This window comes from Streptomyces griseiscabiei (assembly GCF_020010925.1).
In the GTDB taxonomy this organism is placed as follows: domain Bacteria; phylum Actinomycetota; class Actinomycetes; order Streptomycetales; family Streptomycetaceae; genus Streptomyces; species Streptomyces griseiscabiei.
The window spans coordinates 1,140,152-1,166,747 of record NZ_JAGJBZ010000001.1 but is presented as its reverse complement, the minus strand read 5'-3'; the positions used below and the strand labels follow the sequence as shown (position 1 = coordinate 1,166,747).

Here is a 26,596-nt window from a genome sequence, read left to right as displayed (position 1 = left end):
GCAACGCTGTTTCCAAAGTGCAAGCGCGAGGGACAATGGGGGTGTGAACGGCAACCGGAACGGCAACGGCAACGGGACCAGCGACCGGAGCGGCAGGGGCACCGGCGGCGGGCGTACCGCGGGAGTGACCGGCGTGAATCTGCTCGCCCTGCGCAGCCACAACGGGGCACTGGTGCTGGACCTGCTGCGGGCCGCCGGGGTGGCCGGGATAAGCCGGCTGGAGCTGGCCGACCGGACCGGGCTCACCCCGCAGGCGGTCAGCAAGATCACCGCCCGGCTGCGCGCGGACGGGCTCGTGACGGAGGCGGGGTACCGGGCGTCCACCGGCGGCAAGCCGCGCACCGTCCTGCGGCTGGTGCCCGACGCCGGGCACGCCGTCGGCCTCCATCTCGACCGCGACGAACTGACGGCCGTCCTCTGCGACCTGACCGGCACGGTCGTCGCCGAGCGGCGGGCCCCGCTCAACCTCGGCGCCGGGGCGGACGCGGTGGTCGAGGGCGCGGCCCGGGAGGTGGAGGCGCTGCTGGCGGGGGTGAGCGAGGGGCGTACGGCCGCGCGGGTCGAGGGCCGCGCCGGGAGCGGGTCCGAGGTGTACGGCTCCGCACCGCTCCCCGTGCTCGGCGTCGGGGTCGCCCTCCCCGGGCCCCTCGACCATCTGCACGGGGTGCTGCACCGGGTCACCGGGTTCCCGGAGTGGGACGGGTTTCCGCTGCGGGCGGCGCTCGCGCGGCGGCTCGGGATGCCGGTGGTGGTGGACAAGGACACCAACGCGGCGGCCCTCGGACTCGCGGCGGTCGCGGGGGCGCACGGGTCCTTCGCCTACCTCCATCTCGGTACGGGGCTGGGGGCCGGGCTCGTGATCGACGGGGCGGTGCATCGCGGGGCCCGCACGCGGGCCGGTGAGTTCGGGCACCAGGTGGTGCAGCTGGACGGGCCGATGTGCGAGTGCGGGAACCGGGGGTGCGTGGAGGCGCTGTGCCTCGCGGCGGTGGCGCGGGGGGACGTGGAGGAGGCGGCGCGGGTGCTCGGCACGGGGGCCGCGAACCTGGTGGGACTGCTGGACATCGAGCTGGTGCTGCTGGGCGGGCGGACGGTCGAGGCGCGGCCCGATGTGTTCGTGCGGGGAGTGGGGCTGGTGCTGGACGAGTGGGCTCGGCGGCAGGGAGAGGATCCGGCCGTGCCGGTCCGGGTGGTGGGGGGCGGGGCGTCCGGGGTCGCGGAGGGCGCGGCTCAGCTGCTGTTGGCGCCGTTGTTCGGGCGTGAGGACGGGTGAGCGGATGTGAGTGGGCGTGAGCGGGCGTGACTGTCCGCCGCCTGTCCGCCTGCGCCTACGAGGGCGCCCCCCGCTCCGCTGATCGAGCGGACCTCCGGGGGCGATCCCGGGGTGGCAAGGCGTGGCGGGGCTCAGGGACGCGGGCCGATGGCATGGTCATGTGTTCATGCGACTGTGTACGTGTCTGACCCTCGCCCTGGCCACCGCAGCCGCCCTCGTCAGTGGTCCCGCGGTGGCGCTCGGCAGTGCCTCCGGCCCCGTAGCGCCTGGTGCGGTGGCGGACGACCGGCGGCCCACCTGCGCCGGGCGCGACCGCGGCGCCTTCCCCATCCGGACCCGTATCCGCGGGGGACCCGCCACCTATGTCGCCGGCGGCGGCTTCCACACCTGGGCGGTGGACCTCACCAACACCACCTCCCGGACCTGCGGCGGCATCCACCCGGTGGTCGTCCTGGTCGACGGCTCGCGCACGCTGGAGCGGAGCCAGCCGCAGCTGGAGTTCTACGCGGACGCCGAGGGGACCACCGCCCGGCCGGTGACCTTCGAACGGACCGACGCGGACGAACTGGTCGGCGTCCTCGGCGGCGCCGGCTTCACCGTGCCGCCCCGCCGCACCCTCACCGTCCGGGTCCGGCTCTCCCTCACCTCCGACGCGGCCGTCCCCAACGACGTCGTGGCGAAGGCGGCCGTGGTCGAGCGGCGCGGCGACGACAGCGAGTGGGTCGGCGAGTCGAACGACTACCGCTTCCGGATCACCGACGGGGAGGAGGAGAACGAGGGGAAGGAGAGCGGGGAGCCGGCGGCGGAGAGCGGGGCGGGCAAGGAAGGGGGCGGCCGGGACGGCGGCGGGGCCGCGAAGGAGGGCGGAGGCGTCGTACCGGGCGAGTCACGGCCGCGGGCAGACGAACTGGCCGCCTCGGGGATGCGTGAGGCGCTGCCGTATGTGACCGGGCTGCTGCTCCTGTCCGCCGGCGGGCTGCTGGTGGCGACGGTCCGCAGACGCGCCGGCTGAGGCCGGCGGGGACCGTCCCGCGCGCCTCCCGGGCAGCGCACCCCCGCCGACCTGATGAGCGCGGTCTCAGCCGCCAAGATCGGCCTCCTCATTTCGGCCGACGCTCACTAGGGTTGGGTCGAACCAGAACGTACGGATATACGGACGTACGGCAGGTGACGGCAGGTACTGGCAGAGGTCGGCAGGAGAACGCACATGGCAGAGCGCAAGCCCATCGAGTCGTGGCTCACCGACATGGACGGTGTGCTCATCCACGAGGGCGTGCCGATCCCCGGCGCCGAGGCCTTCATAAAGAGGCTCCGCGAGTCCGGGCGCCCCTTCCTGGTGCTCACCAACAACTCCATCTACACGGCCCGTGACCTGCACGCCCGCCTCTCCCGCATGGGCCTGGACGTGCCCGTGGAGAACATCTGGACCTCGGCCCTCGCGACCGCCCAGTTCCTGGACGACCAGCGGCCCGGCGGCACGGCGTACGTCATCGGCGAGGCGGGGCTGACGACCGCGCTGCACGACATCGGGTACGTCCTCACCGACCACCAGCCCGACTACGTCGTGCTCGGCGAGACCCGCACCTACTCCTTCGAGGCCATGACGAAGGCGGTACGGCTGATCGAGGGCGGCGCCCGGTTCATCGCCACCAACCCCGACGAGACGGGCCCCTCCACCGAGGGCCCGCTGCCCGCGACCGGGGCCGTGGCCGCGCTGATCACCAAGGCGACCGGGCAGAAGCCGTACTTCGCGGGCAAGCCGAACCCGCTGATGATGCGCACCGGGCTGAACGCGATCGGCGCGCACTCCGAGACCAGCGCGATGATCGGCGACCGGATGGACACGGACGTCCTCGCGGGCATCGAGGCCGGGATGGAGACCTTCCTCGTCCTCACCGGCCTCACCACCCCCGAGCAGATCGGGAAGTTCCCGTACCGCCCGTCGAAGGTCGTGAACTCGATCGCGGACCTCGTCGACCGCATCTGACCCCCGGCCTCCGGTAAACCCACGGACACCCGGACGGAGCAGCCCCGGCCCCTCCCCGGATGCGGCCCGCCGCCCGGCGGGGGAGTCTCAGGTGTCTGGAGGTTCACCATGGGCTCATTGCGAGTCACTCTCTGTGCCGGGGCGGTGGTCGGGGCGGCGCTGACCGTGTCGGCGCCCCCGGTCCACGCGGCCGACTCGGGGAACGTCTCGGTGGTGCCGGCCTCGCCGACGCCGGGCAGCGACATCCAGGTGCGGGCCGAGGGCTGTGCGGGCCGGTCCGGAACGGCCTCCTCGAAGGCGTTCGTCGCGGACGCGCAGCTCACCCGGCTCGACGGCGGCGGCCCCGGCACGCTCGCCGGGGAGACCCGCGTCCGGTCCTCGCTCGACCCCGGCACCTACGGCGTCCGGATCACCTGCGACGGCCGCGAGGACAAGGTCAAGGGCACGATCAGGGTCGGCGACGGCAAGCCCGCCACCAGACCACCGGCCACCGGTGGGCCGGACACCGGGCCGTCGGACGCCGAGCGGCCGGACACGAAGCCCGCCGCCTCCCCCCGGCCCTCGGCCCCCGCCTCCCCGGTCGCCCCGGTGCGCGCGGGCGGCGGTGGGGCGGCGGCCGACCTCGCGGCGGCCGACCTGGCGGGCGCGCGGGGCCCGGCCGGCCCGGCCGGCTCCATGGACAACGCCCGGCACGCCGGTCCCGGCACCCGTCACGCGGTGGTCGGACTGGTCCTCGCCGGGGTCGCGGCGGTGGCGGTCGTGGCGCGCGGCGCGCGCCGGAGCCGCGGCCGGGGTACGGAGTAAGGGGTCGCTGTGCCGGGACGGGACTACTCCGACGACGGAAGCGTGATCGGGGGCGCCGGGAACGGGCCGGGCAGCGGAACCGGTCGTGTCATCACCGGTGTCGCCTGGGCCGTGCTGCTGCTCGGGCTGTGGCTGTGGGGCCGTGAGGTCACCGACGTACGGCCCGGCGCGTCCGCGCCGACCACCGGTGACGTGGCGGCGGTCGGCCGGCCCGCCCAGGCCGAACTGCCGCCCGCGGCAGAGCCGTTGGGCGGAGCGCGGCCCCAGCGGCTGGACATCCCCTCGCTGGGCGTGCAGGCACCCGTCGTGGCCCGCGGCCTCGACCGGGACGGGGCGATCGAACCGCCCGCCTACGGCCAGCCGGGCGTCGTCGGCTGGTACGCCGCCGGTGCGCGGCCGGGGGCGACGGGCGCCGCGCTCTTCGTCGGGCACGTCGACACCGAGACCCGGCCCGCCGTCTTCTACAAGCTGAGCGCGCTGGGGGTCGGCGAGAAGATCCGGGTCGCCCGCAGCGACGGCCGCATGGCCGAGTTCACCGTGGACGACGTCCAGGTCCTCGGCCGCGACGACTTCGACGCCCGACAGGCCTACGGCGTACGGCAGTCGGGGCGCGCCGAGCTCCGGCTCGTCACCTGCGGCGGCACCTTCGACAGGGCGAGCCGCACCTACACGGCGAACGTCGTCGTCTCCGCGTACCTGAGCGGGACGGGGACGTGAGAGCGCCCTTGCGAGTCGGCAGGTGAGAGCGCCCTCGCGAGCCGGGTGACACCCGGCCCGGCCGGCGGCCCGCTCCCCCGGAAGCCGCCGACCGGGCTGGTCCTCGACCGTGCGCGCTCGGGCCGCGGGAGTTGGCCCGGCGCGAACACGGGAGGTCTGGGAACTCGGAACACTCGCAACACCCGCCAGGGCGCGACAGGCCGGGCCGGGGCCGTTCGTCTGCGACTCTAGAGCGCCCGGGCGCCACCGGCTAGAGGCTGTTTGACGCCAAGTCGACAGGGCGTGGCTCTATGTCATCGGCCCAGGTGGACGCGGCACGGCAAGCCGCTTCTCGGCCAAGGCGGCGACGGCCTCGTGGGCGAGGCGGGACTTATGTCAGGATTGGGGCTTACGACACGGTGCACCCAAGGGGGAGTTGGATGTACGGCAGTAGGGGGGCCGGGGTTCGGGCGTCCGCGGTGGTGGCGGCGTTACTGCTCGCCGGCTGTTCCGGGGGGGACGACGGGGAAGGCGGGAAGGACCGGTCCGGCGGTTCCGGCATCACCCAACAACCGAGCGGCACGGACCCGTTCTGGGTCAACCCGCGGGGGAACGCGGCGACCCAGGTCGCCGCCTACGAGAAGGCCGGCCAGGACGAGGACGCCCAACTGATCCGCCGGATCGCCGAGCAGCCGACGGGCGAGTGGATCGGCCCGGAGAACCCGGAGCGGGAGGCCGAGGGCTTCACCGAGGCCGCCGAGAAGGCCGACCGGGACGCGGTCCTCGTCCTCTACAACATCCCGCACCGCGACTGCGGCCAGTACTCCGGCGGCGGCGCGGCCGACGGCGACGCGTACCGGACGTGGATCGACGGCGTGGCCCGGGGCATCGGGGACCGGTCGGCCACGATCGTCCTGGAGCCCGACGCGGTGCTCCACCTGGTGGACGGCTGCACCCCGGAGGAGTTCCACGAGGAGCGGTACGACCTGCTCAAGGGCGCGATCGAGCGGCTCGGCGGGCTGAAGAACACGACGGTGTACCTGGACGCGGGCAACGCGGGCTGGGGCGACCCCGAGGAGATCCACGATCCCCTCAAGCGGGCCGGCGTCGACCAGGCGGACGGCTTCGCCGTCAACGTCTCGAACTTCTACACCACGGACGATTCCATCGAGTACGGCAGACGGCTCTCCGCGGAGATCGGCGACAAGCCGTTCGTCATCGACACCAGCCGCAACGGCAACGGCCCCTGGACCGAGGGCGACGAGGGCGAGCGCTGGTGCAATCCGCCGGGGCGGGCGCTGGGGGAGTCTCCGACGACGAAGACCGCGGATGAGTTGGTGGACGCGTATCTGTGGGTGAAGCGTCCCGGTGAGTCCGACGGGGAGTGCAAGGGGGGCCCCAAGGCGGGGGAGTGGTGGCCTGAGTACGCGCTGGACCTGGCGAAGGCGTCTGATTAGGGGCGCCTGATGGGGTGGGGGCGCGGGTTCGTCGGCGGGCGCGGGTCCGGTGGGGCTTCTCGCGCAGTTCCCCGCGCCCCTGAAAGACACAGGCCCCCCGCAGCCTCGAACGGCGACCGGCGGCGGGCCTGAAAAGCACGGGGCGCAGCCCCTGCTTTTCAGGGGCGCGGGGAACTGCGCGACCAGCCCCCACGCGCCCGCACCCGAAAGCGAACCCCTACGGCACCTTCACCCACCGCGCCGCGCTCGGCGTCCCCGCGTCGTCCGTCACGAACAGCATGTACCACCCCGACTGCACCAGATTCCGGTTCTTCGGCACGGTCACCTCGATCCGGTCCCCGGTCACCTCGAAGTCCACCTCGATCGACTTCTGGTCCACATCCGTCACATGCGTGGACGCGCTGGGCCGGATCAGCCGCGCCGACCGGATGGACGACCCGTGCCGCGTCCCGAACGCCGCCTTCCCGCCGCGCGCCGCCGTCTTCGGCCCGCCCGTCAGCGTCGGCCGCGCGTCCTGGAACAGATACGGCGGCGTATAGATCTCGATGCGCTGCTCGAACTCCCCCGGCTTGGTGTTGGCCTTGTCGGCGTAGAGGGAGTCGGAGCCGAAGAACACGACCCGCCCGTCCGGCAGCAGGATCGACCCGGAGTGGTAGTTCCGGCCCACCAACGGGTCGGCCACCCGCCGCAGTTCACCCGTCCTCGCGTCGTACAGCCGCGCCTCCAGGATGTTGGAGTCGCCCCGCCCCCGGTAGTCCTCGGAACCGCCGGAGATGAGGACCGTGTCGTCGGGCAGGATCGAGGCCTGCGGATACCGGGTGCCCTTGGCCAGTTCCGGTCCGTCCGTGAACCTCGGCTCGTCGGCCAGCAGATCGATCAGCCGGGTCTTCCTGCTGGACCGCTCCGACTCACCGACCCCGCCCCCGCCGATCACCATGTACTTCTCGTCCTGCGCCGGAGGCAGCAGCACCGTCCCGGCGGTCTCCAGCAGCTTGCTGTCGCTCATCCCGGGGACCTTGGTGAACTTGTTGGTCCTCAGGTCCCAGATCCCGGGGTCGCGCCCGATGTCGTCCGGTCCGTACCCCGCGTTCGCGCCCGAGTAGAACAGCCTGCCGTTCTGCATCAGGGAGATCGCCGGGTACGTCGGGAACTGCTGCTCGTCCTTGGTGTACGTCCACTTCTTCGTCCCGGGGTCGTAGATCTCGTTCTTGCCCGGGACCAGCTGCCCGATCTCGTCCAGCCCGGAGAGGCTGAGAACCGTGCCGTCCGACAGTGTCGTCAGGGTCGGGTACCAGCGCGCCTCGTTCATCGGGTCGACCTTGATGTACTTCTCGGCGACCGGGTCGAACTCGTAGGCGTCCTTGATCCCCTGGAAGTCCTTCTTGTCGAGGGCGAGCTTCTGCGCGATGCCGTACGTGTTCCGCGCGTCCTCGCCCGTCAGCCCCGAGACCTTGTAGTTGTCCTCCGTCCCCGTCTCGTACTTCTTGCCCCTGCGCTCGGCCTCGACGTAGGCGCGTGCGATGCCGGGCTTGTTGCCGGTGAACCTGCCGGTGTCCGGGTCGAAGGTCTTGACGGCCTTCTTGAGCTCGACGGTGTCCTTGAGGACGAACGTCTTGCCGTTCGCCTTGCCGACGAACCTGGTGCCCGCCTTGAGCCTCATCCCCTTGTCGGGGTTCTCGTTGTGGATGATCATCAGGCCGCCGGCCTTGGTGACATCGCCCTTCAGCTTCTCGTAGCGCTTGGTGCCGCCCGCGATCAGCAGATTGCCGTTGGACAGCTGGGTGTGCCCGGTGCAGAAGAGGTCGGCCGGGGTCGGTACGCGCTTGATGGTCTGCGCGACCGGGTCCCAGAGGCGGGTGTCGAACTTCTTCCTGTCGAAGTTGTCGGCGTCGTTGCCCGAGCCCGCGATCAGCAGGATCTTGCCGGTGTGCAGCAGGGCCGCGTGGATGGTGTTCTGCCGGTACTCCTCCGGGAACTCCACGACCTGCCAGTGCCCGTTGTCCGCCTTGTACTCGGGTCTGTTGATCTTGTACTGGTGGTACTTCTCGGTACTGAAGCGGTACACCCACGGCCCGTTCATCCCGGCGAGCGCGAGGACCACCGCCGCGCCGATCGCGAGGCGACGGGCACGGCGGCGGCCTGCACGGTCCTTCATTCCTTACGTCCCCCCGCTCCGCCACGTCCGCCGAGTCCGCCCAGCGCGATCTGCATCGTCTGGTCGCTACCCCCGCCGCCCGACCCGGACGCCGCCCAGCTCGGCTTGTGCTGGGGAGCGTGAGGCGCGGGTGGGGCGTGCGGTGTCTGTGGTGGCGCGAACGGGGCGGGAGCCGCCTCGGGCGGCGCCACCATGGACCCCTGGAGCTCGGCCGCGGCGGCGGCCTTCTTCTTGTCCTGCCGCAGCATGTAGCGCCAGGCGAAGATGGGGAGGGCGGTGATCATCATGGCGAAGACGGCCCAGATGATCATCGCGGGGTGTGCGTGGCCGAGGACGAACCCGGCGGTGATCGAGGCCCCGAAGATGGCGATGAAGTACCAGTGGTACCGGAAGGTGCCGAACCACCGGTCCGGGCTCGCCGAGTCCCCCTTGGGCGTGACCACGAACTTGCTCTTGCGGCGCAGGGCCGAGTCGATCAGCGCCTTCGCGTAGAGCGGCGCCGACAGCGCGGACATCACCATGCCGGCCACCCCGCCGGAGCCCTCCGGCTCGTGCGGGGAGACGTTGTGCCGGCGGTTCCAGACGTACAGGCCTATCTGCAGCGCGGACGCGTTGCCGTAGAGCATCAGCCACACGGTCGGGTCGATGTTCACCCCGGAGGCGCCCAGGCCCAGGAACAGGGCGCAACTCAGCGCCGCCAGGATCCAGTTGAGGGCGGACATCGGGTAGAAGATGATCATCATCGTGTAGTTGAAGAGCTTGGTCGGCGGCAGCGAGTACCAGCCCTTCCAGTACTGCTTGAGGATCGTCTCGTACGTCCCGCGCGACCAGCGCATCTGCTGGGTGAAGAAGTCCGTCCAGGCGCTGGGCCCCTCACCCACCGCGAGGACGTCCGGGGTGTAGACCGAGCGCCACTTCTTCCCCGTCGCCGGGTTCCTGTGGCGGTGGATCTCGAAACCGGTGGCCATGTCCTCGGTGATCGAGTCGTACAGCCCGCCGATCTGCTTGAGCGCCTTGATCCGTACGGCGTTGGAGGTGCCGACGAACATGGGGGCGCCGTACTTGTTGCCGGCGCGCTGGATCAGCGCGTGGAACAGGAACTGCTGGGACTCGGCGGCCTTGGTGACGAAGTTGTCGTAGTTGCCGTACACCTGGGGGCCGATGACGAAGCCGATGTTCGGGTCCCGGAAGAAACCGAGCATCCGCTCCAGGTAGTTGGGGAGCGGGATGTGGTCGGTGTCGACCGAGGCGAAGAAGTCGTAGTCGTCGCCGTGCGCGTCCAGCCAGGCGTTGTAGTTGCCGTGCTTGGTCTTGGCACGGTGCGGGCCCTTGGGCTGGTTCCACTTCGCGATGCCCTTGCGGGAGAAGTGGTGCACGCCCAGGCGCGCGCAGACCGCCTTCACATCGGCGTCGTCGCCCTCGTCGAGCAGCCAGACGTGCAGCAGTCCCCGGTGCCGGAGCCTGACCGCGGCCTCCAGGGTCTTCGTCACCATCTCCAGCGGCTCCTTGCCGGGCACGAAGGAGGTGAGGAAGGCGACTCTGGTGCCGGTCTCGGGCACCACCGGGACCGGGTCGCGGGCGACCAGGGTGGCGTGCGCGTTCGACAGCACGTTCATACAGCGGAAGAACTCGATCAGGCCGATCGAGACCAGCATGACCAGGTCGAGGGTGGGCAGGAACTCGTACTCGACGTAGTCGCGCTTGGTCCAGTGGTCCTGCTGCAGCAGCCAGGCCAGCAGGACCAGGGAGAGCAGGGGCGCGGCCGCCAGCATCAGGGCGACCCGCAGCCGGTGCGGTTCCTGGGAGATCAGTGAGCGGTACTGCACCCGGTAGGGCTTGGTCGGATCGGGCTGGGTCAGTGGTCCGGCGAGTCGGCTGTAGTGCTCGTAGTCGTATCTGGGAAGTGTCTTCTTGAGCCTGCGGAAGGCTCCGGTCCGGTGCGACGGCACCTTGAGCCGGGTCGTCTCGGACGGGTCGTGGTTATGCCGGGCGCCCGTCGGCGTCGACGTCATGAGTCATCCCCCCGCACACGCGTCGAGCGTGTGTTCGTCGGTATTCCATCCGATTCGGTCCCCCTCGACCGTTACGGACGCATCAGTGGGTCATCGTCACCATGTGATCTACACCATGAGGACACGGGGCGACGGCCATCCGGTTGCATTGATGCCCCCTCGGCATCTTTTGTTCCTGAGCGCGTGCATCACGTGCGTCGCCGGGGGCCCATGATCCCCATCCCGGGGCGCGGAACACCCCAAGGCCCCCAAACTGCCATGTATCCGCAGTCTCTTACGACCCAGGGTTCTACGGTGTGAAGCTTGATCGCAAGATGCGAAACGCGCTGTTTACCGGTCATACGCCGTCATTGGGGCATCACCCCACATCGCCACATACGGAGAGGCCCCTCGCGATTCACTTCGCGAGGGGCCTCTTCCGATGGTGCGCCGCCAGGGACTCGAACCCCGGACCCGCTGATTAAGAGTCAGCTGCTCTAACCAACTGAGCTAGCGGCGCGCGAGAAGAACTTTACCGGAGGGGCGGGGGTGCTCCCGACCACGGACCGGGCGGGGGCGGGGCCCGGCCCCCGCCCCGGGCGCCTCGTGTACATCATTTGGACCGTCAGCATGCGACACGGGATGACCGTTGAGAAACTGACCGGCGTGCAGAAGCGTGGAATTCTTCGGTCGGTTCGCGAGGGGAATCGCATGGGGACTCCGGTATTCGAGGAGATCGATCCGGGGGGCGACTGCGAATGCCCCGGTTGTGTCCACTGGCGGCGGATCATGCCGCACTCGGCCCGCTACGCCCGGCTGAGCCACCCGGCGGCCCGAACCGCCACGAGCGCCCTCGTGGTGGCCACCGCCGCCGGTGCCGCACTCGGCGCCGGGCATGCCGTACCGGCGGTCGCGGCGGCCCACGGCCCGGTCAGCCCCGGTGCCGTTCCCGCAGGTGACGGGCCGGACACCCCCCAGGGGAAGAAGACTCCGCTGCATGGTCCCCGAGGGCGCCCGGCGGACGGGGAGAAGCCGCCGAAGGAGGTCCGGATCCCGCCCACCACCCGCGCCGAGATCATCAGACGGGCCAAGACCTGGATCGCGGCCGGGGTGCCGTACAGCATGCGCGAATACTGGTCCGACGGTTATCGGCAGGACTGCTCGGGGTTTGTGTCGATGGCCTGGAACCTCCCCGGGAACGAATGGACGGGCAGCCTCGACAAGTTCGCCCAGCGGATTTCCAAGGACCGGCTGGAACCCGGCGACATGCTGCTCTTCCACAATCCGAAGGACCCGCAGAAGGGCTCGCACGTCGTCATCTTCGGCGGCTGGACGGACCTCGCGGAGACCCACTACATCGCCTACGAGTCGGCCCGCCCGTACGCCCGCAGGCAGGCCACCCCGTACGGGTACTGGGACAACGCGACCCGCTATGTGCCGTACCGCTACAAGGGGCTCGTCGACGACGCCGAGGGCCGCCCGGACGGCGGGACGGACGCCTCCAACGGCCCGGACGGCACCGACGGCCCGGACGGCACCGGTGCCCCCGGGGTCCCGCCGGAGCAGCCGGGCGCCAAGGGTGCCGCAGGGCCGTCCGCAGGTGACCGCTTCCCGGGGGCCGAGGCGTTCGGGTCCGGCGCGCGCAACAAGTACGTCACCCGGCTGGGGCGGATGCTGGTGGAGCGCGGCGGGGCCCGCTTCTACACCGACGGGCCGGGGCCGGTCTGGTCCGACGCCGACCGCCGGGCCACCCGGGCGTTCCAGCGGGCGCAGGGCTGGTCGGGCCGGTTCGCGGACGGCATTCCGGGCCCGCTGACCTGGTCCTATCTGGTCAGCGGCCGGGGCCGGGACATCCCGCAGGCCGGCAACCCGGGCCCCGGGGGCAAGCCCGCGCAGCCGAAGCCGCCGGTGGTGCACCGGCCGCCCGGGAAGCCGGCCGCACCCGGCGGGCCCGAGGAGCCCGCCCCGCCCAGGGGCTCGGCGAAGCCGGGGAAGCCGGGGGCGCCGCCCGTGACGCCCGCCTCGCACGGCGTGCTCGGCTATCCCGGGCGGGGCATGTTCCGGCCGGGCGCGGACAACCCGTATGTCAGCCGGCTCGGGGAGCAGCTGGTCAGGAAGGGTTTCGGCAAGTACTACGCCTCGGGGCCGGGGTCCCGCTGGGACGAGTCGGACCGGCGGAACGTGGAGGCGTTCCAGCGGGCCCAGGGGTGGCGCGGCGGCGCGGCGGACGGCTACCCGGGCCCGGAGACCTGGCGCCGCCTGTTCTCCTGACGCCCGCACGCGCACTCGCACCCGCCCGCACCAGCCCGCATCGGGCACCCCCACCCCCTTCGACCACTCTCACCACGGTTCTTCCTGCGCGGAGGCATGGAGGCACGTATGAGTACGACCACCTCGTCCACACCGGAGCCCGAGGGGGCCGCGCGGCCCGCCCGGCTCATCCAGAACGAGACCACCACCGAGATCCCCGTCCATCTGCTGTTCCGGGACGACCCCGCACCCGTGGCCGTGCCGGTCGCCCCCGCCGTCGTGGGCCGGCGGCGCGGCACCGGTGAGCAGCCCCGGGTGCGGCAGGGGCTCACGGCCACGAAGCCGCGCCCCACCGTCGAGGTCGACCCCGGACTCGTCGAGCGCCCGGCGCGGGTGGTGCCCGGGGTGGTGGGGGCGCTCGGTGGGGCGTGCGGGGTGGCCGGATGCGTCCTCACCTCCTGGTGGGCCGGGGCGTTGCCGGGGCTCGCGGTACGGGCGCTCGGGCTGCCGACCGCGTACGCCGGTGCCGGACTGGGCCCCGCGCAGTGGGCCGCGTACACGGGCGCCGGGGCCCTGACGCTGTTCGGGTTCGGCGGGCTGGCGCGCGGGCGGACCGGACGGGCCTGGGTGCTTGGGCTGTTCGGGCGCTACCGGGGGACCGTCCGCCGTACCGGGCTGCTCTGGGTGAACCCGCTGGTGCTGCGCCGCCGCGTCGACGTACGGCTGCGGCACTGGCGGAGCGAGCCGATCGCGGCGGTGGACGCCAACGGGGTCGCGCTGCGGGTCGTCGTGCTCGTGACCTGGCGGGTCCGGGACACCGCGCGGGCGCTGCTCGGGGTCGAGGACCATGAGCGGTATCTGCGGGAGTGCGTGGAGGCGGCGGTCTCCCGGGTGCTGTCGCGGCTGCCGGCCGATGTGGCGCCGGGCGCGCTGGTCAGGGACGCCACGCTGCGGAACACGGAGGCGGTGGGCGAGGCGCTGACCGGGCTGGTGGCGGTGGACTCGGCGCCGGCCGGGATGGAGGTGTTCTCGGTCCAGCCGACCCGGATCGAGTACGCGCCCGAGGTGGCGGCGGTGATGCAGCGCCGCCGGGTCGCCGCGCTCGACGCCCAGCACCGCGACACCGTGCTCACCTCCGTCGTCGACTCGGTCGAGGACACGGTGACCCGGCTGACCCTGCGCGGCCTGGTCGAACTCGACGACTACGAACGCAAGGCGCTGGTGAAGGACCTGACGGTGGCGTTCTACACAGGGCGGCGCGAAGTGTCGCCGTGAACCCGTGAATTGGTATGGACATGTTCAACGCGCACCCATAATCTGGGACTTGGTCTAGACCTGGAAACACCCCCACGTACTCCAGGGAGCGGCAGTATGCGCCATCACGCGCGGAACAGGACCAAGTGGTACGCCGCCGCGGTCGGCCTCGCCACCACCGGAGCGCTCGTGCTCTCCAGTGGTGGCGCCTCCGGCCACGGCTACACCGACCTTCCCGTCAGCCGGCAGAAGCTCTGTCAGAACGGCACCGTCACCAACTGCGGCGAGATCCAGTGGGAGCCGCAGAGCGTGGAGGGCCCGAAGGGCTTCCCGGGCTCAGGGCCGGCTGACGGCCAACTCTGCTCCGGCGGCAACAGCCGGTTCAACCAGCTCAACGCGTCCACCAGGCCGGGCGGCGCCGCCTGGCCCACCACCAGGGTGACGGGCGGTCAGAACTACACGTTCCGCTGGCAGTTCACCGCCATGCACGCCACCACCGACTTCAAGTACTACGTCACCAAGGCGGGCTGGAACCAGAACCACGCCCTGGCCCGCTCCGACCTCAACCTCACCCCGTTCTTCACCGTCCCCTACAACGGCCAGCGCCCACCGTCCACGCTCTCCCACACCGGCCGGCTGCCGTCCGGGCTGAGCGGCCACCACGTGATCCTCGCGGTGTGGACGGTCGCGGACACCACCAACGCGTTCTACGCCTGCTCGGACGTCACCTTCTGACCCTCCGGGCGGTGCTGCGCCCCGGCCCCGCTCAGTTCTGAGGATCTCTTGAGCTGCGCGGGGCCCCCACGCGGGTACGGTCCCCACACGCCGCCGACCAGGGCGGCGACCGGACTTCGGGGGACCATCATGGACGTCTTCTTCTATCTCATTCCCCTTGTCATGATGGCCTTCATCGGCTTCATGGCCTACCGGGTGCTGAGCAGCTGGCTGCGGATCAGACGCGCCTGGAACAGCGGGCTGACCGCCGAGGCGCGCTGCCTCAGGGCGTTCACGACCGTCAGCACCGGCATGGGCGACCGCAGCTCGGTGCACACCACGATCCACCACGTGTACGAGTTCACGACCCACGACGGCCGCCCCGTCCGCTTCGAGGAGGAGGACGGGCCGATGACGACCGTCGAGGGCGACTTCGTCACCGTCCACTACACCGCCGGCCCGGACGTGGTGGCCACGGCGCACGGCCGCGACCAGGGGTTCAAGCAGGGCGCCGCCGGTGTCGGCATCCTGACCCTGCTCGGGGTGGCCTTCGCGTTCTGTGTCTTCTTCATGGTCACGTTCCACCAGTTCTCGACGGACCCCTCGTTCCCGACGCCGTGACCCTCCTCAACTGACGGTACGTCAACTACCGTGCGCCGACATGGAGTCCACGAGGCGCACGGTCGCACAGCTCGTCGCCGACCGGTGGGACGACCACCGGCCCGGGCTGTGGTTCGAGGAACAGGTCCTGACCCACCACGAGGTCGCCGCCGGAGCCGCCGCCCGCGCGGCCCTGCTCGCCGACCTCCTGCCACCCGCCGCCGAGCCCCATGTCGGCGTCCTCCTCGACAACACCCCGGAATTCCCCCAGTGGTTGAGCGCGGCGGCCCTCGCGGGCGCCGCCGTCGCCGGGATCAACCCCACCCGCCGCGGACCCGAACTGGCCCGCGACATCCTGCACACCGAGTGCGCGGTCCTGATCACCGAACGGGCCCACCTGCCGCTCCTCGACGGCCTCGAACTCCCGGGCGTCCGAGTCCTGGTGACGGACAGCCAGGCCTACGCCGACCTCCTCGCCCCGTACGCCGGCGCCGTGCCCGCCCCGGCGCGGACCGGCCCCGCCGACCGCCTCCTCCTCTACTTCACCTCCGGCTCCACCGGCGCACCCAAGGCCGCGATCTGCTCGCAGGGGCGGCTGGCGGCGGCCGGGCGGGCACTGGTGGACCGCTTCGGGGTGCGCCGGGACGACGTGCACTACGTCTGCATGCCGCTGTTCCACGGCAACGCGGTCATCGCCGACTGGGCCCCCGCCCTGGTCGCCGGGGCGGGGGTCGCCCTGCGCCGCCGCTTCTCGGCCTCCGGGTTCCTGGACGACGTACGGGCGTACCGGGCCACGTACTTCACCTATGTCGGACGGGCCGTGCAGTACGTCCTCGCCACCGCGCCCCGCCCCGACGACCGCGACAACCCGCTGCGCACGGGCTTCGGCACGGAGGCCGGGGCGGTGGACGCGGCGGCCTTCGAGGAGCGGTTCGGGGTGCGGCTCGTGGAGGGGTACGGGTCGTCCGAGGGCGGCGCGGCGATCCAGCGCACGCCCGGCACACCGCCCGGCGCGATCGGGCGGGCGGCACCCGGCGACGATCTCGCGGTGGTCGACCCGGAGACGCGCGAGGAGTGCCCGCCGGCCCTGCTCGCCGACGACGGCCGTCTGCTCAACGGCACCGAGGCCATAGGGGAGTTGGTCAACCGCGGCCCCAACCCCTTCGAGGGCTACTGGCGCAACCCGGAGGCGGACGCCGCCCGCCTCCACGACGGCTGGTACTGGACCGGCGACCTGTTCTACCGCGACCCCGACGGCTTCCTCCACTTCGCCGGACGCACCGACGACCGCCTCCGCGTCGACAGCGAGAACCTCGCCGCCGCCGTCATCGAGAACATCCTCGCCCGCTACGAGGGCGCCGAGGCCGTCGCCGTGTACGCCGTGCCCGACCCGGTCGCCGGGGACCAGGTCATGGCGACCCTCGCCGGCACCTTCGACCCCTGCGGTTTCGCCGAATTCCTGCTGGCCCAGCCCGATCTGGGCACGAAGATGACCCCGCGCTTCATCCGGGTCGTCCCGGCCATGCCCGTCACCGCCACCAACAAGATCCAGCGGGCCGCCCTCCGCCGCGAGGGCTTCCGCTGCTCCGACCCGGTCTGGTGGCGCCCGCCCGGGAAGTGGGCGTACCGCAAGTTCTCGGCGGTGGACCAGGCGCGGCTGGTGGCGGAGTACCGGGCGCGGGGGCGGGAGGAGTTGCTGACGAGGTAGGGCTGGGCCCACCCTCCGGACACCGTCTGGGCCCATGGCCGCCGCCCACCGCCCCCGCCTACCGTGACCCCATGATCCGAACGGTCGTACGGGACGCGATACGGGACGCGGTACGGGAAACGCCTCGCGCGGTGGCCTACCTGCTGAGCGGGATGCTCGTCGGCGCCCCGCTGCTGGTGGTGCTCCTGGTCCTGGGCACCCTGGGCCTCGCCCTCGCCCCGGTCCTCGTCGGCCTGCCGCTGCTCGCCGTGGCCGTCCTGTCGGGCATCCCCGTCGGCGCCCTCGAACGACGGCGGCTGGCCCTCACCCGCACCCCGCCGCCGCCCGACCCGCACGCCACCCCGGCCGAACCCGGACTCGCCGCCTGGGCCCGGCTGCGACTGACCGAGCGGGCGACCTGGCGGGAGCTGGCGTACACGGTGCTGCTCGGTCTCGTGCTGTGGCCGTTCGACGCGCTCGTGCTGTTCGGCGCGCTGGGTGTGCCCGGCGCGATGATCGGGGCGCCCGTGCAGCTGGCGACGACGAGCAGTGCGAGCGGTGACGCGCGGATCGCCAAGCTCTGGCTGATCGACTCCTACGGCCAGGCCCTGCTGTGCACGGCCGCCGGAGCGGTCCTGCTCCTCGCGCTGCTGTGGCCCCTCGTCCGGTACGCGCGGGCCCGCGCCGCCCTGGCCCGGCTGCTGCTCGCGCCGAGCGAGGCGGAGGCGGAACGGCGGCTGGACGAGGTGACACGGTCACGGGCCCGGCTGGTCGCGGCCTTCGAGGCGGAGCGGCGCCGCATCGAGCGCGATCTGCACGACGGGGCCCAGCAGCGGCTGGTCTCCCTGAGCATGACCCTGGGCCTGGTCCGGCTGGACGCCCCGCCGGAGCTGGCCGGCCGCCTCGCCGCCGCCCACCACGAGGCCGACCAAGTACTGGGCGAACTCAGGGAGTTGATCCACGGCATCCACCCCCAGGTGCTCGCCGACTACGGCCTCCCGGACGCCCTCGCCGACGCGGCCGACCGTTCCGCCGTACCCGTGGAGGTGGACGTCGACCTTCCCCGGTTCGCCGAATCCGTCGAGTCCGCCGCGTACTTCGCGGTCCGGGAGGCGCTCGCCAACATCGGCAGGCACAGCAGGGCGGGGCGGGCGTGGATCGGCGGGCGGTACACGGGCGGGCGGCTGCGGGTGGAGGTGCGCGACGACGGCACGGGCGGCGCCGACCCCGCGCGGGGCACGGGCCTCACCGGACTCGCGGACCGGCTCGCCGTGCTCGATGGGACACTGTCCGTCCACAGCCCGGCCGGCGGCCCGACCGTCCTGTCCCTGGAGATCCCTTGCCCGCAGCGCTGAAGATCGTGCTCGCCGAGGACAGCGTGCTGCTGCGGGAGGGCCTCGTCGGCGTCCTGACCCGCTTCGGCCACGAGGTCGTCGCGGCCGTCGGGGACGCGGAGTCGCTGATCGCGGCCGTGCGGGCGGACACCCCCGACCTCGTCGTCACCGACGTACGGATGCCGCCCGGTCTGACGGACGAAGGCCTGCGCGCCGCCCTCGAACTGCGCGCGGCGAACCCCGCCCTGCCCGTCCTCGTCCTCAGCCAGTACGTCCAACGGGCTTACGCCGCCGAGCTGTTGGACACCGGCGACGGCACCGGCGTCGGCTATCTCCTCAAGGACCGCATCGGTCAGGTCGAGCAGTTCGCGGAGGCGGTGGAGCGGGTCGCGTCCGGCGGCACGGTCGTCGACCCCGAGGTCGTACGGCAGCTGCTGCGGCGCCGGCGTGATCCACTGGCGGCGCTGACCCCGCGCGAGCGGGAGGTGCTGGCGCTGGTCGCCGAGGGGAGGTCGAACGGGGCCGTCGCCCGCGAGCTGGTGGTCACCGAGGCGGCCGTCGGCAAGCACATCGGCAACATCCTCGGGAAGCTGGACCTGCCGCCGGCGCAGGACACACATCGGCGGGTGCTGGCCGTCCTGGCGTACCTGCGGGGATAAGCAGAAGGCCCCCCGCCGGAGCGGGGGGCCTTCTCTCTGTGCGCCGCCAGGGACTCGAACCCCGGACCCGCTGATTAAGAGTCAGCTGCTCTAACCAACTGAGCTAGCGGCGCAGACTCTGTCGCCCTTCCGCCTTCGGCGGCTGGCGACAGAGAAAATACTACCTGGTCCGAACGGGTGCCTTCGACCGCTTAAACGTGAGCTGGATCTCCGTCGGACAGGGCTCGCTAGATCGCCAACGACAGCAGCACCGGCGCCGCCCCCCGGTTCAGCGTGCTCGCCGCCGCCCGCAGCCGGTGCGCGTGCTCCAGCGGGAGCGACAGCGCGAGGCAGCCGACGGCGGAGCCCGCGGTGATGGGGACGGCCGCGCAGACCGTGCCCGGCGCGTACTCCTGGAGGTCGAGGACGGGGACCGTGGGTGTCTGGGCGTCGAGCTTGCTCAGCAGCACCCTCTCGTTGGTGATCGTGCGGGCGGTGAGCCGGGCCGGGCGGTGGCGCGAGAGGTGGTCGCGCCGGCCGTTGAGGTCGAGCTGGCCCAGCAGCCCCTTGCCGAAGGCGGTGGCATGGGCGGAGGAACGGAAGTCGACCCACTCGTGGACCGCGGGCGTGGCCGGGCCGTCGGCCCAGCCGGTGACCTGGATCTCCCCGTCCAGATAGCGGGTGACATAGACGGCGGCGCCCACCGAGTCCCGCAGCCGGTCCAATGTGTGCTGGAGCTGCTCGCGCAGGGCCTGGTCATGACCCTGGGCGGAGCCCAGCCGGGCGAGGGCGGCACCGGAGACATAGGCGCCGTCGGTGGTCTGCTCCACATATCCCTCGCGACGCAGCATCCGCAGGAGCGCGGTCAACCGCTCGCTGCCGACGCCGGTGCGACGGGCGATCTCGGCGTCGGTGACGCCACCTGCGTGCCGCGCAACCGTCTCCAGGACGCGCAGGGCGTCCTGGGCCGAGTGGTACGGCGCGGTCGGCTCGTGCTTGAGCGCCACGGTTTCCCCCTGCGCTTCTCGGGCCGTTTTTCGGACAGCTTGCCGAGTCCCACGATACGGCCCAAGAGCCGTACGTGGAGGGGTTGTTCGCGAGAAAATCCCGGCGCCCCCGGGCCTCCCAACTGCCGGACCAGCACTCTGGCATATGCCAAAGGCATGGCCCGGCGGGCGGACCTCGGATGTTCCCACGCGTTTCCGCGCGTTCACCCGTTCACTTGGCGTAATCAGTTGACCGCGCCGAGGAATTCGCGCGTACGTTCGTGCGAGGCGTCACCGAAGATCTTCTCGGGGCTGCCCGACTCGATCACCTGGCCAGAATCGAACATCAGAACCTGGTCCGAGATGTCCCGGGCGAAGTTCATCTCGTGGGTCACACAGAGCATCGTGATGTCGGTGGTGCGGGCGATGTCCCTGAGCAGGTCGAGAACACCCGCGACCAGTTCGGGGTCGAGCGCGGACGTCACCTCGTCGAGGAGCAGCACCTGCGGGCGCATCGCCAGGGCCCGCGCGATGGCCACCCGCTGCTGCTGCCCGCCGGAGAGCCGGCTCGGGTAGGAGTCGCACTTGTCGGAGAGCCCCACCAGGTCGAGCAGTTCGCGGGCGCGCGCCTCGGCCTCGTCCTTGGAGAGCCCGAGGACGGTGACGGGCGCCTCGGTGATGTTCCGCAGCACCTTCATGTTGGGGAAGAGGTTGAACTGCTGGAACACCATCCCGATGTTCTTGCGGACCTCACGGCACTGCTTGTCGCTCGCCGGGAACAACTGCTGTCCGCCGACGGTGATCCTCCCGTCGTCGGGCTTGGTCAGCGTCATCAGCAGCCGCAGGATCGTCGTCTTGCCGGAGCCGGACGGACCGATCAGCGTGACGTGCTTCCCGGCGTCGACCGAGAAATCCAGCCCGTCGAGGACGGTGGTGTCGCCGAAACGTTTGGTCACGTTCTCGAAGCGGATCAGCTCACTCGTGTCCGCCACTCGGCTGTCGGGCGACTCGGGTTCTTTCATCAGCGGGGTGTCAGCGGACAAGACGACGCTCCAGGGCTCGCAGGAGGAGGGAGGCGGGGTAGGCGATGACGATGAAGGCGATGCCGACGGTCACGATGGCCTCGTTCATCTGGAAGGTCTGGGAGCCGAACTGGCGGGCCTCGCCGAGCATCTCCAGCACACCGATGGTCATCAGCATCGGCGAGTCCTTCAGCATCGCGATGACGTAGTTGCCGAGGGCGGGCACGACCCGGCGCAGCGCCTGCGGCAGGATCACCGCGGTCCAGGTGCGCGAGCGCGGCAGGCTGAGCGCGGTCGCCGCCTCCCACTGGCCGGCGGGCACCCCGTCGATCCCGGCGCGGTACACCTCGGCGGTGTACGTCGAGTAGTGCAGCCCGAGACCGAGCACACCGGTGGCCAGCGCGGAGAGGGTCAGACCCCACTCGGGCAGCACATAGAACAGGAAGAACAACTGCACCAGCAGCGGGGTGTTGCGGACGAACTCCGTGATCGCCTTGACCGGCCAGCGCACCGCCTTCAGCGACGAACGCTGGGCGAGGGCCCAGACCAGACCGAGGGAGAAGGCGAGCAGCGAACCCCAGAACAGGGCTTGCAGGGTGACCCACACACCGTTCCAGAAGGCCGGCATGAAGTCGCCCAGTGTGGACCAGTCCCACGTCATGAGGCACCTCCGGGTGCGGATGTCTTCGTGGCCGTTCCGGCACCCGTTCCCGCACCCGCCGCGGCCAGGTCCCGGGGCCGTCCGGTGACGGCCCGGCGGGGCCCGGGGACACCCTTCGAGGGAGCCCGGCCGACACCGGCCTTGGCGCGCCGCTCGACCTGCCGCATCACCCGGGTGATGGCGAAGGCGAGCACGAAGTACATGACGAGGATCACCGAGTAGACGGGCGCGCTCTGCCCGGTGGCGTTGCGCACCAGCTGGGCGGCGAACGTCGTGTCGGCGACACCGAGCACGGACACCAGGGCGGTGCCCTTCAGCAGCTCGATGAGCAGATTGCAGAACGGCGGCACCATCTCCGGCCAGGCCTGCGGCAGCACGATCTTCCGCATCCGCTGGGCGGGCGTGAAGCTCAGGGCCACCCCCGCCTCGCGCTGCGCCACCGGCACCGCGGCCACCGCGCCGCGCACGATCTCCGAGCCGTACGCGCCGTAGGTGCAGCCCAGGGTGAGCACGGCCGCCCACATCGGGACGAGCTGCCAGCCGAAGGTCAGCGGCACCACGAAGAACACCCAGATCATCAGGACCAGGGCGGAGGTGCCGCGGAAGATCTCGAAGTACGCGCCCGCCACGAACCGCACGATCCACAGCCGGTGCTGCCGGGCGAGCCCCACGGCGAAGGCGACGGCCGCACCGAGCGCCGCGCCGTACACGGTCAGCTGGACGGTGATCCACACACCGCGCAGCAGCAGCTCCCACAGCCCCGAGCTGAAGGCGAGGCCGTCGAGGAACCCGGCGGCGGTGACGAGGGGCGTGTCGCCCGTGCCATGCACGAGCGGTGTTGCGTTCATCGCGGTCATGGGCGGCACTTCTCCTCTGCCCGGATGTCGGTCATCTGGTCCTTCGTGAACCCGAAGGGCCGCATGACCTCCAGCAGCTCACCGCTCCGCTTCATCTTGTGCAGCTCACGGTTGAAGGCGTCCCGCAGATTCCGCTCGGGCATCCGGAACGCGAACCCGCCGACGTCGATGACGGGCTTGCCGTCCACGATCGGGGTGACCTCGTCGGTCGCCTCCGCCTTGGTGCTCCCGGTCTGCTCGACCACGTTCCGTACGGTGACGGCCGTGCCCGCGAACACGTCGACCCGGCCCTGTTCGACGGCGAGGAGACCGGCCAGCTGGTCGGGCAGGGTGTCGATCCTCTTCACCCCGGCCGCCTCGGCGTAGTCGATCTCCGCGTAGCCGATACCGGTCGCCATACGGGCCCCGGTCCGGGCGATGTCGGCATAGGTGCGCAGCTTCTTCGGGTTCCCCCTGGGCACGATGAAGGCGTCCTTCATCTGGTACTCGGGATCCGCGAAGAGCACCTGCTCACAGCGCTCCGGGTTGATGTACATACCGGCCGCGACCACGTCGAACTGCAGCGAGTTCAGCCCGAAGATCAGCGAACCGAACTCGGTCGGGAAGGGTTCGACGTGGTCGACGCCGAGTCTGCGGAAGATCCGCGTCGCGATGGCCGGGGCGGAGCCGGTGACCTCACCGTCCTCGCCTATGTAGCCGTACGGCTGCTCGCCCGCGATGCCCAGCCGTACGGTGCCCTTCGCGCGCAGCTGCTGCAACAGCTGTCCGCCGTCGCCGGTGTCCGCGGTGGCCACCCGGCTGCAGCCGCTGCTCGCCCCGGCCACAGCGCCGGTGCCCACCAGGGCGGCGGTGCCGGTGAGGAGGGTGCGGCGGGGGAGGCCGGGTCTGCCTGGTTGTCGGCTTTTCCTGTCGTGTCCGTCTTCGTGTGCGTGCAATCGAGCCATGGCCGCGCGGCTACCCGAGGCGTCCACGGGTATGCCGGTTCTTTTCCGGTCCTTCACGCCGGGGGGCCTGTGGCGAACGGCCGGGATTGAAGCCCGCACGACCGGGCAGGCGCGTCTGCGGACGGACCGCGGCACGGGCCGAGGCACGGGCCGAGCACGAGGCGAGGAGGCGGGGATGGCGGAACGGCACATCGAGGTCGCGCTCGACCGGCGCGGGGTCGGCTGCACGGCCCGGCTGCTCGACGACCGCGCGCCGCTCACCTGCGCCGCCGTCTGGGACGCCCTGCCCCTGTCCGGCGACGTCTACCACGCGAAGTACGCCCGCAACGAGATCTACGCCCTCTTCCCGCCCTTCGCCGACCGCGAGCCACCGCTGGAGAACCCCACGGTCACCCCCATCCCGGGCGACCTCTGCTACTTCTCCTTCGCCGGCACGGAGCTGGCGACCGGCGCGTACGGCTACGACGGCGAGGACGTCCGCCCCGGTACGACCCTCGTCGACCTGGCCCTCTTCTACGAACGCAACAACCTGCTGCTGAACGGCGATGTGGGGTGGGTGCCCGGCATCGTCTGGGGGCAGGTGGTGTCGGGGCTGGAGGAGATGGCGGCGGCGTGCAACGACCTGTGGCGGGCGGGGGCGCTGGGGGAGACCCTTTCGTTCCGGCGCGCCGCATAGCTCGGGGGTGCGGGTTCTTCGGCGGGTGCGGGTCCGGTGGGGGCTGGTCGCGCAGTTCCCCGCGCCCCTGAAAGACCAGGGCCCCGTGGCCCTGAAGGCGACCGGCGGCGGGTCTGAAAAGCACGGGGCGCAGCCCCTGCTTTTCAGGGGCGCGGGGAACTGCGCGAGAAGCCCCACCGGACCGCACCCGCCGACGAACCCCGTACCCCCGAGCTATGCGGCGCGCCGCGACGAAGCCACCCCCGCCTCGAACAACGCATGCCCCACCCGCAACACCAGATCGTCCCGATGCCGAGCGGCCACCACCTGCAAGCCCACCGGCAAGCCACCCCCGTCCACCCCCACGGGCACACTCGCCGCGGGCTGCTGCGTGAGGTTGAAGGGGTACGTGAACGGCGTCCACCCCGTCCACCTCCGATGCCCGGAACCCCCCGGCACCTCCACCCCCGCCTCGAACGCGGTCACCGGCAACGCGGGCGTGACCAGCACGTCGTACCGCTCGTGGAACGCCCCCATCCGCCGCCCGAGATCCATCCGCACATCCACCGCGGCGAGATAGTCCAGCGCGGAGATCCGCGCCCCCAGCTCCCGGATCTCCCGCAACCCGGGGTCCAGCGACGACCGCTCACGCGCCCCGAGCCGCTGCGTCACCCGCGCCGCCCCGCTGAACCACAGGGTGTGGAACGCCGCGACGGGATCGCAGAAGTCGGGGTCGGCCTCGCTGACGTACGCCCCGAGCCCGGCGAGCCCCTCCACGGCCCGCCGCACCACGCGGGCGACCCCCGGCTGTACGGCGACCTGTCCGCCGAGCGAGGCCGAGTACGCGACCCGCAGCCCCCGCACCCCGCCGGCGAGCGCGTCCACGAAGGACCCGGGGGGCGGCCCGAGCCCCGACCAGTCCCGTGCGTCGGGCCCGGAGACGACGTCCAGCATCAGCGCCGCGTCGGCCGCGTCCCGGGTCAGCGGCCCCACGTGCGACAGCGTCCCGAAGGCGCTCGCGGGATACAGCGGCACCCTCCCGTACGTCGGCTTCAGCCCGAACACCCCGCAGAACGCGGCCGGAATGCGCACACTGCCGCCCCCGTCCGTGCCGAGCGCCAGCGGCCCCGCCCCGAGCGCGACGGCCGCCGCGGCGCCACCGCTGGACCCGCCGGCCGTACGGGTGTGGTCGTACGGATTGCGTGTCACCCCGCTGAGCGGTGAGTCGGTGACGCCCTTCCAGCCGAACTCGGGCGTCGTGGTCTTCCCCAGGAAGACGGCGCCCTGCTCCCGCAGCCGGGCCACGGACGGCGCGTCCTCGTCCCAACTGCCGTGCTCCGCGACGGTTCTGGAGCCCTTGAGGGTCGGCCCGCCCCGCATCAGCAGGATGTCCTTCACGGTGACCGGCACCCCGTCCACGGCCCCGGCCGGCTCCCCGCGCCGCCAGCGCTCCTCCGACGCCCGTGCCTGCCCGAGGGCCGTCTCGGTGTCGACGCGCACGAACGCGTTCACGTCCGGCTGCACCCGCTCGGCCCGCTCCAGCACCGCCCGCGCCACGTCCACCGGGCTGAACTCGCCCTTGCGGTACCCCTCGACCAGTCGTACGGCGGTCAGTTCCGGCAGTTCCGACATGCGGCCCCTCCCCGGGGAGTTCAGTGCCCGGGCACGTACCCGCGCTGCTTGTCGACCACGTTGGGCAGCGGCTTGCCCGCCTCCCACAGACCGAACAACTCCACGAACTGGGCGCCGAGTTCGTCCCGCCACCCCACCGTGTCCCCGCTCATGTGCGGTGAGACGATCAGCCCCGGCACCTCCCACAGCGGATCGTCCGGCCCCAGCGGCTCGCGCTCGAAGACATCCAGCGCCGCCCCCGCGATCCACCGCTTGCGCAGCGCCTCGACGAGCGCGTCCTCCACCACGAGTTGCCCACGCCCCACGTTGACGAACCGCGCGGACGGCTGCATGACCCCGAACCGCCGGGCGTCGAACATGCCGTACGTCGCCTCCGTCAGCGGCGCGGCCGCGATCACCCAGTCGGCGCGGGCCAGCAGCCGGTCGAGTTCCTCGGGGCCGTGCACCCCCGCCCGCGCGGTCCGCCCGACCAGGGCCGTGTGCAGGCCGAGGGCCTTGAGGGTGCGGGCGACCGCCCGCCCGATCGGCCCGGAGCCGACCACGCACGCCCGGCCGCCCGCCACCCGCAGCGCCTCCCGGTGCCGCCACTCCCGCCGCCCCTGCAACTCCCAACTGCGCGGCAGATCCTTGGCCATGGAGAGGACGAGCGCGGCGACGTACTCGGCGATCGGCACCTCGAAGACACCCCGCGCGTTCGTCACCACCGTGTCCTCGTCGGCGGCGAGTCCGGGACCGAGGAGGTGGTCGACGCCGGCGCTCGCGGTGTGCACCCAGCGCGGCCGGGGCCCGGCGCCCGGCCAGGCCTCGCGCACCGCGTGGGAGGCGAAGTCCCACACCAGCAGCACATCGGCGGACGGCAGCCGCCCGGCCAGGGCGGAGGCGTCGGCGTACTCGACCGTGGCCCGCCCGGTGAGCCGCCCCAGCCGGGGACGCGGCTCGGCGTCGAGGACGAGCAGACGCGGACGCTGCGACGAGGTCAAAGGCGAGGACACCGGCCAC

At 72.0% G+C, this 26,596-nt stretch carries 23 protein-coding genes and 2 tRNA genes; 14 read left to right on the top strand and 11 right to left on the bottom strand.

The annotated features are described in order from the left end of the window. The first annotated feature begins 43 nt into the window (after positions 1–43). From J8M51_RS05045 to J8M51_RS05020, 6 genes are all read left to right on the top strand, one after another. Positions 44–1,273 (top strand): ROK family transcriptional regulator, encoded by a 1,230-nt coding sequence (locus J8M51_RS05045; RefSeq protein WP_398855561.1) that lies wholly within the window; start codon positions 44–46, stop codon positions 1,271–1,273. Between the two features lie 166 nt (positions 1,274–1,439). Further along, on the top strand, positions 1,440–2,285 hold the full coding sequence (locus J8M51_RS05040; protein ID WP_267298989.1) for a cell wall protein: 846 nt from the start codon (positions 1,440–1,442) through the stop codon (positions 2,283–2,285). A 195-nt stretch (positions 2,286–2,480) separates the two neighbouring features. Next, complete coding sequence (locus J8M51_RS05035; protein ID WP_086751513.1) at positions 2,481–3,260, top strand: HAD-IIA family hydrolase; 780 nt, start codon at positions 2,481–2,483, stop codon at positions 3,258–3,260. 108 nt (positions 3,261–3,368) lie between these two features. Then, the gene (locus tag J8M51_RS05030; protein ID WP_267298988.1) at positions 3,369–4,064 is read left to right on the top strand and encodes a hypothetical protein; all 696 of its coding nucleotides are present in this window, start codon (positions 3,369–3,371) and stop codon (positions 4,062–4,064) included. Between the two features lie 9 nt (positions 4,065–4,073). Then, positions 4,074–4,781, top strand: a complete 708-nt coding sequence (locus J8M51_RS05025) for a class F sortase (protein WP_216588613.1) — start codon at positions 4,074–4,076, stop codon at positions 4,779–4,781. 419 nt (positions 4,782–5,200) lie between these two features. Beyond that, entirely contained in the window at positions 5,201–6,217 is a 1,017-nt protein-coding gene (locus J8M51_RS05020) for a glycoside hydrolase family 6 protein (protein ID WP_267298987.1), read from the top strand. Positions 6,218–6,434: 217 nt separating this feature from the next. Here J8M51_RS05020 and glxA read toward each other — a convergent pair whose 3' ends face one another. The 3 genes from glxA to J8M51_RS05005 form a co-directional block, all read right to left on the bottom strand. Next, positions 6,435–8,372 (bottom strand): radical copper oxidase GlxA, encoded by a 1,938-nt coding sequence (gene glxA, locus J8M51_RS05015; RefSeq protein WP_086760105.1) that lies wholly within the window; start codon positions 8,370–8,372, stop codon positions 6,435–6,437. After that, complete coding sequence (locus J8M51_RS05010; protein ID WP_086760103.1) at positions 8,369–10,384, bottom strand: glycosyltransferase family 2 protein; 2,016 nt, start codon at positions 10,382–10,384, stop codon at positions 8,369–8,371. Before J8M51_RS05010 ends, glxA begins: the two co-directional genes overlap by 4 nt. 422 nt (positions 10,385–10,806) lie before the next feature. Next, positions 10,807–10,883: transfer RNA gene (locus J8M51_RS05005), tRNA-Lys, on the bottom strand. A gap of 191 nt (positions 10,884–11,074) precedes the next feature. Here J8M51_RS05005 and J8M51_RS05000 point away from each other — a divergent pair. The 7 genes from J8M51_RS05000 to J8M51_RS04970 all read left to right on the top strand — a co-directional run bounded on the left by J8M51_RS05000 (position 11,075) and on the right by J8M51_RS04970 (position 18,861). Then, a complete protein-coding gene (locus J8M51_RS05000; RefSeq protein ID WP_086760101.1) occupies positions 11,075–12,634 on the top strand; it encodes a peptidoglycan-binding protein in 1,560 nt (519 codons plus the stop codon). A 108-nt stretch (positions 12,635–12,742) separates the two neighbouring features. Then, positions 12,743–13,888: an SPFH domain-containing protein gene (locus J8M51_RS04995; RefSeq protein WP_216588608.1), complete on the top strand. Its 1,146-nt coding sequence runs from the start codon at positions 12,743–12,745 to the stop codon at positions 13,886–13,888. A 96-nt stretch (positions 13,889–13,984) separates the two neighbouring features. After that, positions 13,985–14,602, top strand: a complete 618-nt coding sequence (locus J8M51_RS04990) for a lytic polysaccharide monooxygenase auxiliary activity family 9 protein (protein WP_086760099.1) — start codon at positions 13,985–13,987, stop codon at positions 14,600–14,602. Positions 14,603–14,731: 129 nt separating this feature from the next. Beyond that, positions 14,732–15,202 carry a DUF3592 domain-containing protein gene (locus tag J8M51_RS04985; RefSeq protein ID WP_086760097.1) on the top strand — a complete coding sequence of 157 codons (471 nt, stop codon included), beginning with the start codon at positions 14,732–14,734 and terminating at the stop codon, positions 15,200–15,202. Positions 15,203–15,242: 40 nt separating this feature from the next. Continuing rightward, positions 15,243–16,889, top strand: a complete 1,647-nt coding sequence (locus J8M51_RS04980) for a long-chain-fatty-acid--CoA ligase (protein WP_086760095.1) — start codon at positions 15,243–15,245, stop codon at positions 16,887–16,889. Positions 16,890–16,960: 71 nt separating this feature from the next. Further along, positions 16,961–18,223: a sensor histidine kinase gene (locus J8M51_RS04975; protein ID WP_267298986.1), complete on the top strand. Its 1,263-nt coding sequence runs from the start codon at positions 16,961–16,963 to the stop codon at positions 18,221–18,223. After that, positions 18,208–18,861 carry a response regulator gene (locus J8M51_RS04970; protein WP_216588606.1) on the top strand — a complete coding sequence of 218 codons (654 nt, stop codon included), beginning with the start codon at positions 18,208–18,210 and terminating at the stop codon, positions 18,859–18,861. Before J8M51_RS04975 ends, J8M51_RS04970 begins: the two co-directional genes overlap by 16 nt. 39 nt (positions 18,862–18,900) lie before the next feature. Here the strand turns inward: J8M51_RS04970 and J8M51_RS04965 are convergent. From J8M51_RS04965 to ehuB, 6 genes are all read right to left on the bottom strand, one after another. Next, a tRNA-Lys gene (locus tag J8M51_RS04965) sits at positions 18,901–18,974 on the bottom strand. 114 nt (positions 18,975–19,088) lie between these two features. Then, entirely contained in the window at positions 19,089–19,847 is a 759-nt protein-coding gene (locus J8M51_RS04960) for an IclR family transcriptional regulator (RefSeq protein ID WP_086763737.1), read from the bottom strand. Positions 19,848–20,071: 224 nt separating this feature from the next. Beyond that, positions 20,072–20,848, bottom strand: a complete 777-nt coding sequence (locus tag J8M51_RS04955) for an amino acid ABC transporter ATP-binding protein (protein WP_086763735.1) — start codon at positions 20,846–20,848, stop codon at positions 20,072–20,074. 10 nt (positions 20,849–20,858) lie between these two features. After that, positions 20,859–21,509, bottom strand: a complete 651-nt coding sequence (gene ehuD / locus J8M51_RS04950) for an ectoine/hydroxyectoine ABC transporter permease subunit EhuD (RefSeq protein ID WP_086763733.1) — start codon at positions 21,507–21,509, stop codon at positions 20,859–20,861. Then, positions 21,506–22,366, bottom strand: a complete 861-nt coding sequence (gene ehuC, locus J8M51_RS04945; RefSeq protein WP_086763731.1) for an ectoine/hydroxyectoine ABC transporter permease subunit EhuC — start codon at positions 22,364–22,366, stop codon at positions 21,506–21,508. The genes ehuD and ehuC overlap by 4 nt, the downstream gene beginning before the upstream one ends. Continuing rightward, entirely contained in the window at positions 22,363–23,310 is a 948-nt protein-coding gene (gene ehuB, locus J8M51_RS04940) for an ectoine/hydroxyectoine ABC transporter substrate-binding protein EhuB (protein ID WP_216588605.1), read from the bottom strand. The genes ehuC and ehuB overlap by 4 nt, the downstream gene beginning before the upstream one ends. A 175-nt stretch (positions 23,311–23,485) precedes the next feature. Between ehuB and J8M51_RS04935 the strand changes: the two genes are divergently transcribed. Continuing rightward, a complete protein-coding gene (locus J8M51_RS04935) occupies positions 23,486–23,986 on the top strand; it encodes a DUF3830 family protein (RefSeq protein WP_216588604.1) in 501 nt (166 codons plus the stop codon). Positions 23,987–24,199: 213 nt separating this feature from the next. Here the strand turns inward: J8M51_RS04935 and J8M51_RS04930 are convergent, their stop codons facing one another. Further along, the gene (locus J8M51_RS04930) at positions 24,200–25,597 is read right to left on the bottom strand and encodes an amidase (RefSeq protein ID WP_086754552.1); all 1,398 of its coding nucleotides are present in this window, start codon (positions 25,595–25,597) and stop codon (positions 24,200–24,202) included. Positions 25,598–25,617: 20 nt separating this feature from the next. Further along, the gene (locus J8M51_RS04925) at positions 25,618–26,577 is read right to left on the bottom strand and encodes a D-2-hydroxyacid dehydrogenase (RefSeq protein WP_086754554.1); all 960 of its coding nucleotides are present in this window, start codon (positions 26,575–26,577) and stop codon (positions 25,618–25,620) included. Positions 26,578–26,596: the final 19 nt, after the last annotated feature.

Bases quoted from the DNA above. Each gene is read 5' to 3' on its own strand.
- J8M51_RS04955 (WP_086763735.1), bottom strand. From the start codon at position 20,848: ATGAAAGAACCCGAGTCGCCCGACAGCCGAGTGGCGGACACGAGTGAG.
- J8M51_RS04985 (WP_086760097.1), top strand. From the start codon at position 14,732: ATGGACGTCTTCTTCTATCTCATTCCCCTTGTCATGATGGCCTTCATC.
- J8M51_RS05030 (WP_267298988.1), top strand. From the start codon at position 3,369: ATGGGCTCATTGCGAGTCACTCTCTGTGCCGGGGCGGTGGTCGGGGCG.
- J8M51_RS05010 (WP_086760103.1), bottom strand. From the start codon at position 10,384: ATGACGTCGACGCCGACGGGCGCCCGGCATAACCACGACCCGTCCGAG.
- J8M51_RS04975 (WP_267298986.1), top strand. From the start codon at position 16,961: ATGATCCGAACGGTCGTACGGGACGCGATACGGGACGCGGTACGGGAA.
- glxA (WP_086760105.1), bottom strand. From the start codon at position 8,372: ATGAAGGACCGTGCAGGCCGCCGCCGTGCCCGTCGCCTCGCGATCGGC.
- ehuB (WP_216588605.1), bottom strand. From the start codon at position 23,310: ATGGCTCGATTGCACGCACACGAAGACGGACACGACAGGAAAAGCCGA.
- ehuD (WP_086763733.1), bottom strand. From the start codon at position 21,509: ATGACGTGGGACTGGTCCACACTGGGCGACTTCATGCCGGCCTTCTGG.
- ehuC (WP_086763731.1), bottom strand. From the start codon at position 22,366: ATGACCGCGATGAACGCAACACCGCTCGTGCATGGCACGGGCGACACG.
- J8M51_RS05020 (WP_267298987.1), top strand. From the start codon at position 5,201: ATGTACGGCAGTAGGGGGGCCGGGGTTCGGGCGTCCGCGGTGGTGGCG.
- J8M51_RS04995 (WP_216588608.1), top strand. From the start codon at position 12,743: ATGAGTACGACCACCTCGTCCACACCGGAGCCCGAGGGGGCCGCGCGG.
- J8M51_RS04930 (WP_086754552.1), bottom strand. From the start codon at position 25,597: ATGTCGGAACTGCCGGAACTGACCGCCGTACGACTGGTCGAGGGGTAC.
- J8M51_RS05000 (WP_086760101.1), top strand. From the start codon at position 11,075: ATGGGGACTCCGGTATTCGAGGAGATCGATCCGGGGGGCGACTGCGAA.
- J8M51_RS05040 (WP_267298989.1), top strand. From the start codon at position 1,440: ATGCGACTGTGTACGTGTCTGACCCTCGCCCTGGCCACCGCAGCCGCC.
- J8M51_RS04935 (WP_216588604.1), top strand. From the start codon at position 23,486: ATGGCGGAACGGCACATCGAGGTCGCGCTCGACCGGCGCGGGGTCGGC.
- J8M51_RS05035 (WP_086751513.1), top strand. From the start codon at position 2,481: ATGGCAGAGCGCAAGCCCATCGAGTCGTGGCTCACCGACATGGACGGT.
- J8M51_RS04990 (WP_086760099.1), top strand. From the start codon at position 13,985: ATGCGCCATCACGCGCGGAACAGGACCAAGTGGTACGCCGCCGCGGTC.
- J8M51_RS04980 (WP_086760095.1), top strand. From the start codon at position 15,243: ATGGAGTCCACGAGGCGCACGGTCGCACAGCTCGTCGCCGACCGGTGG.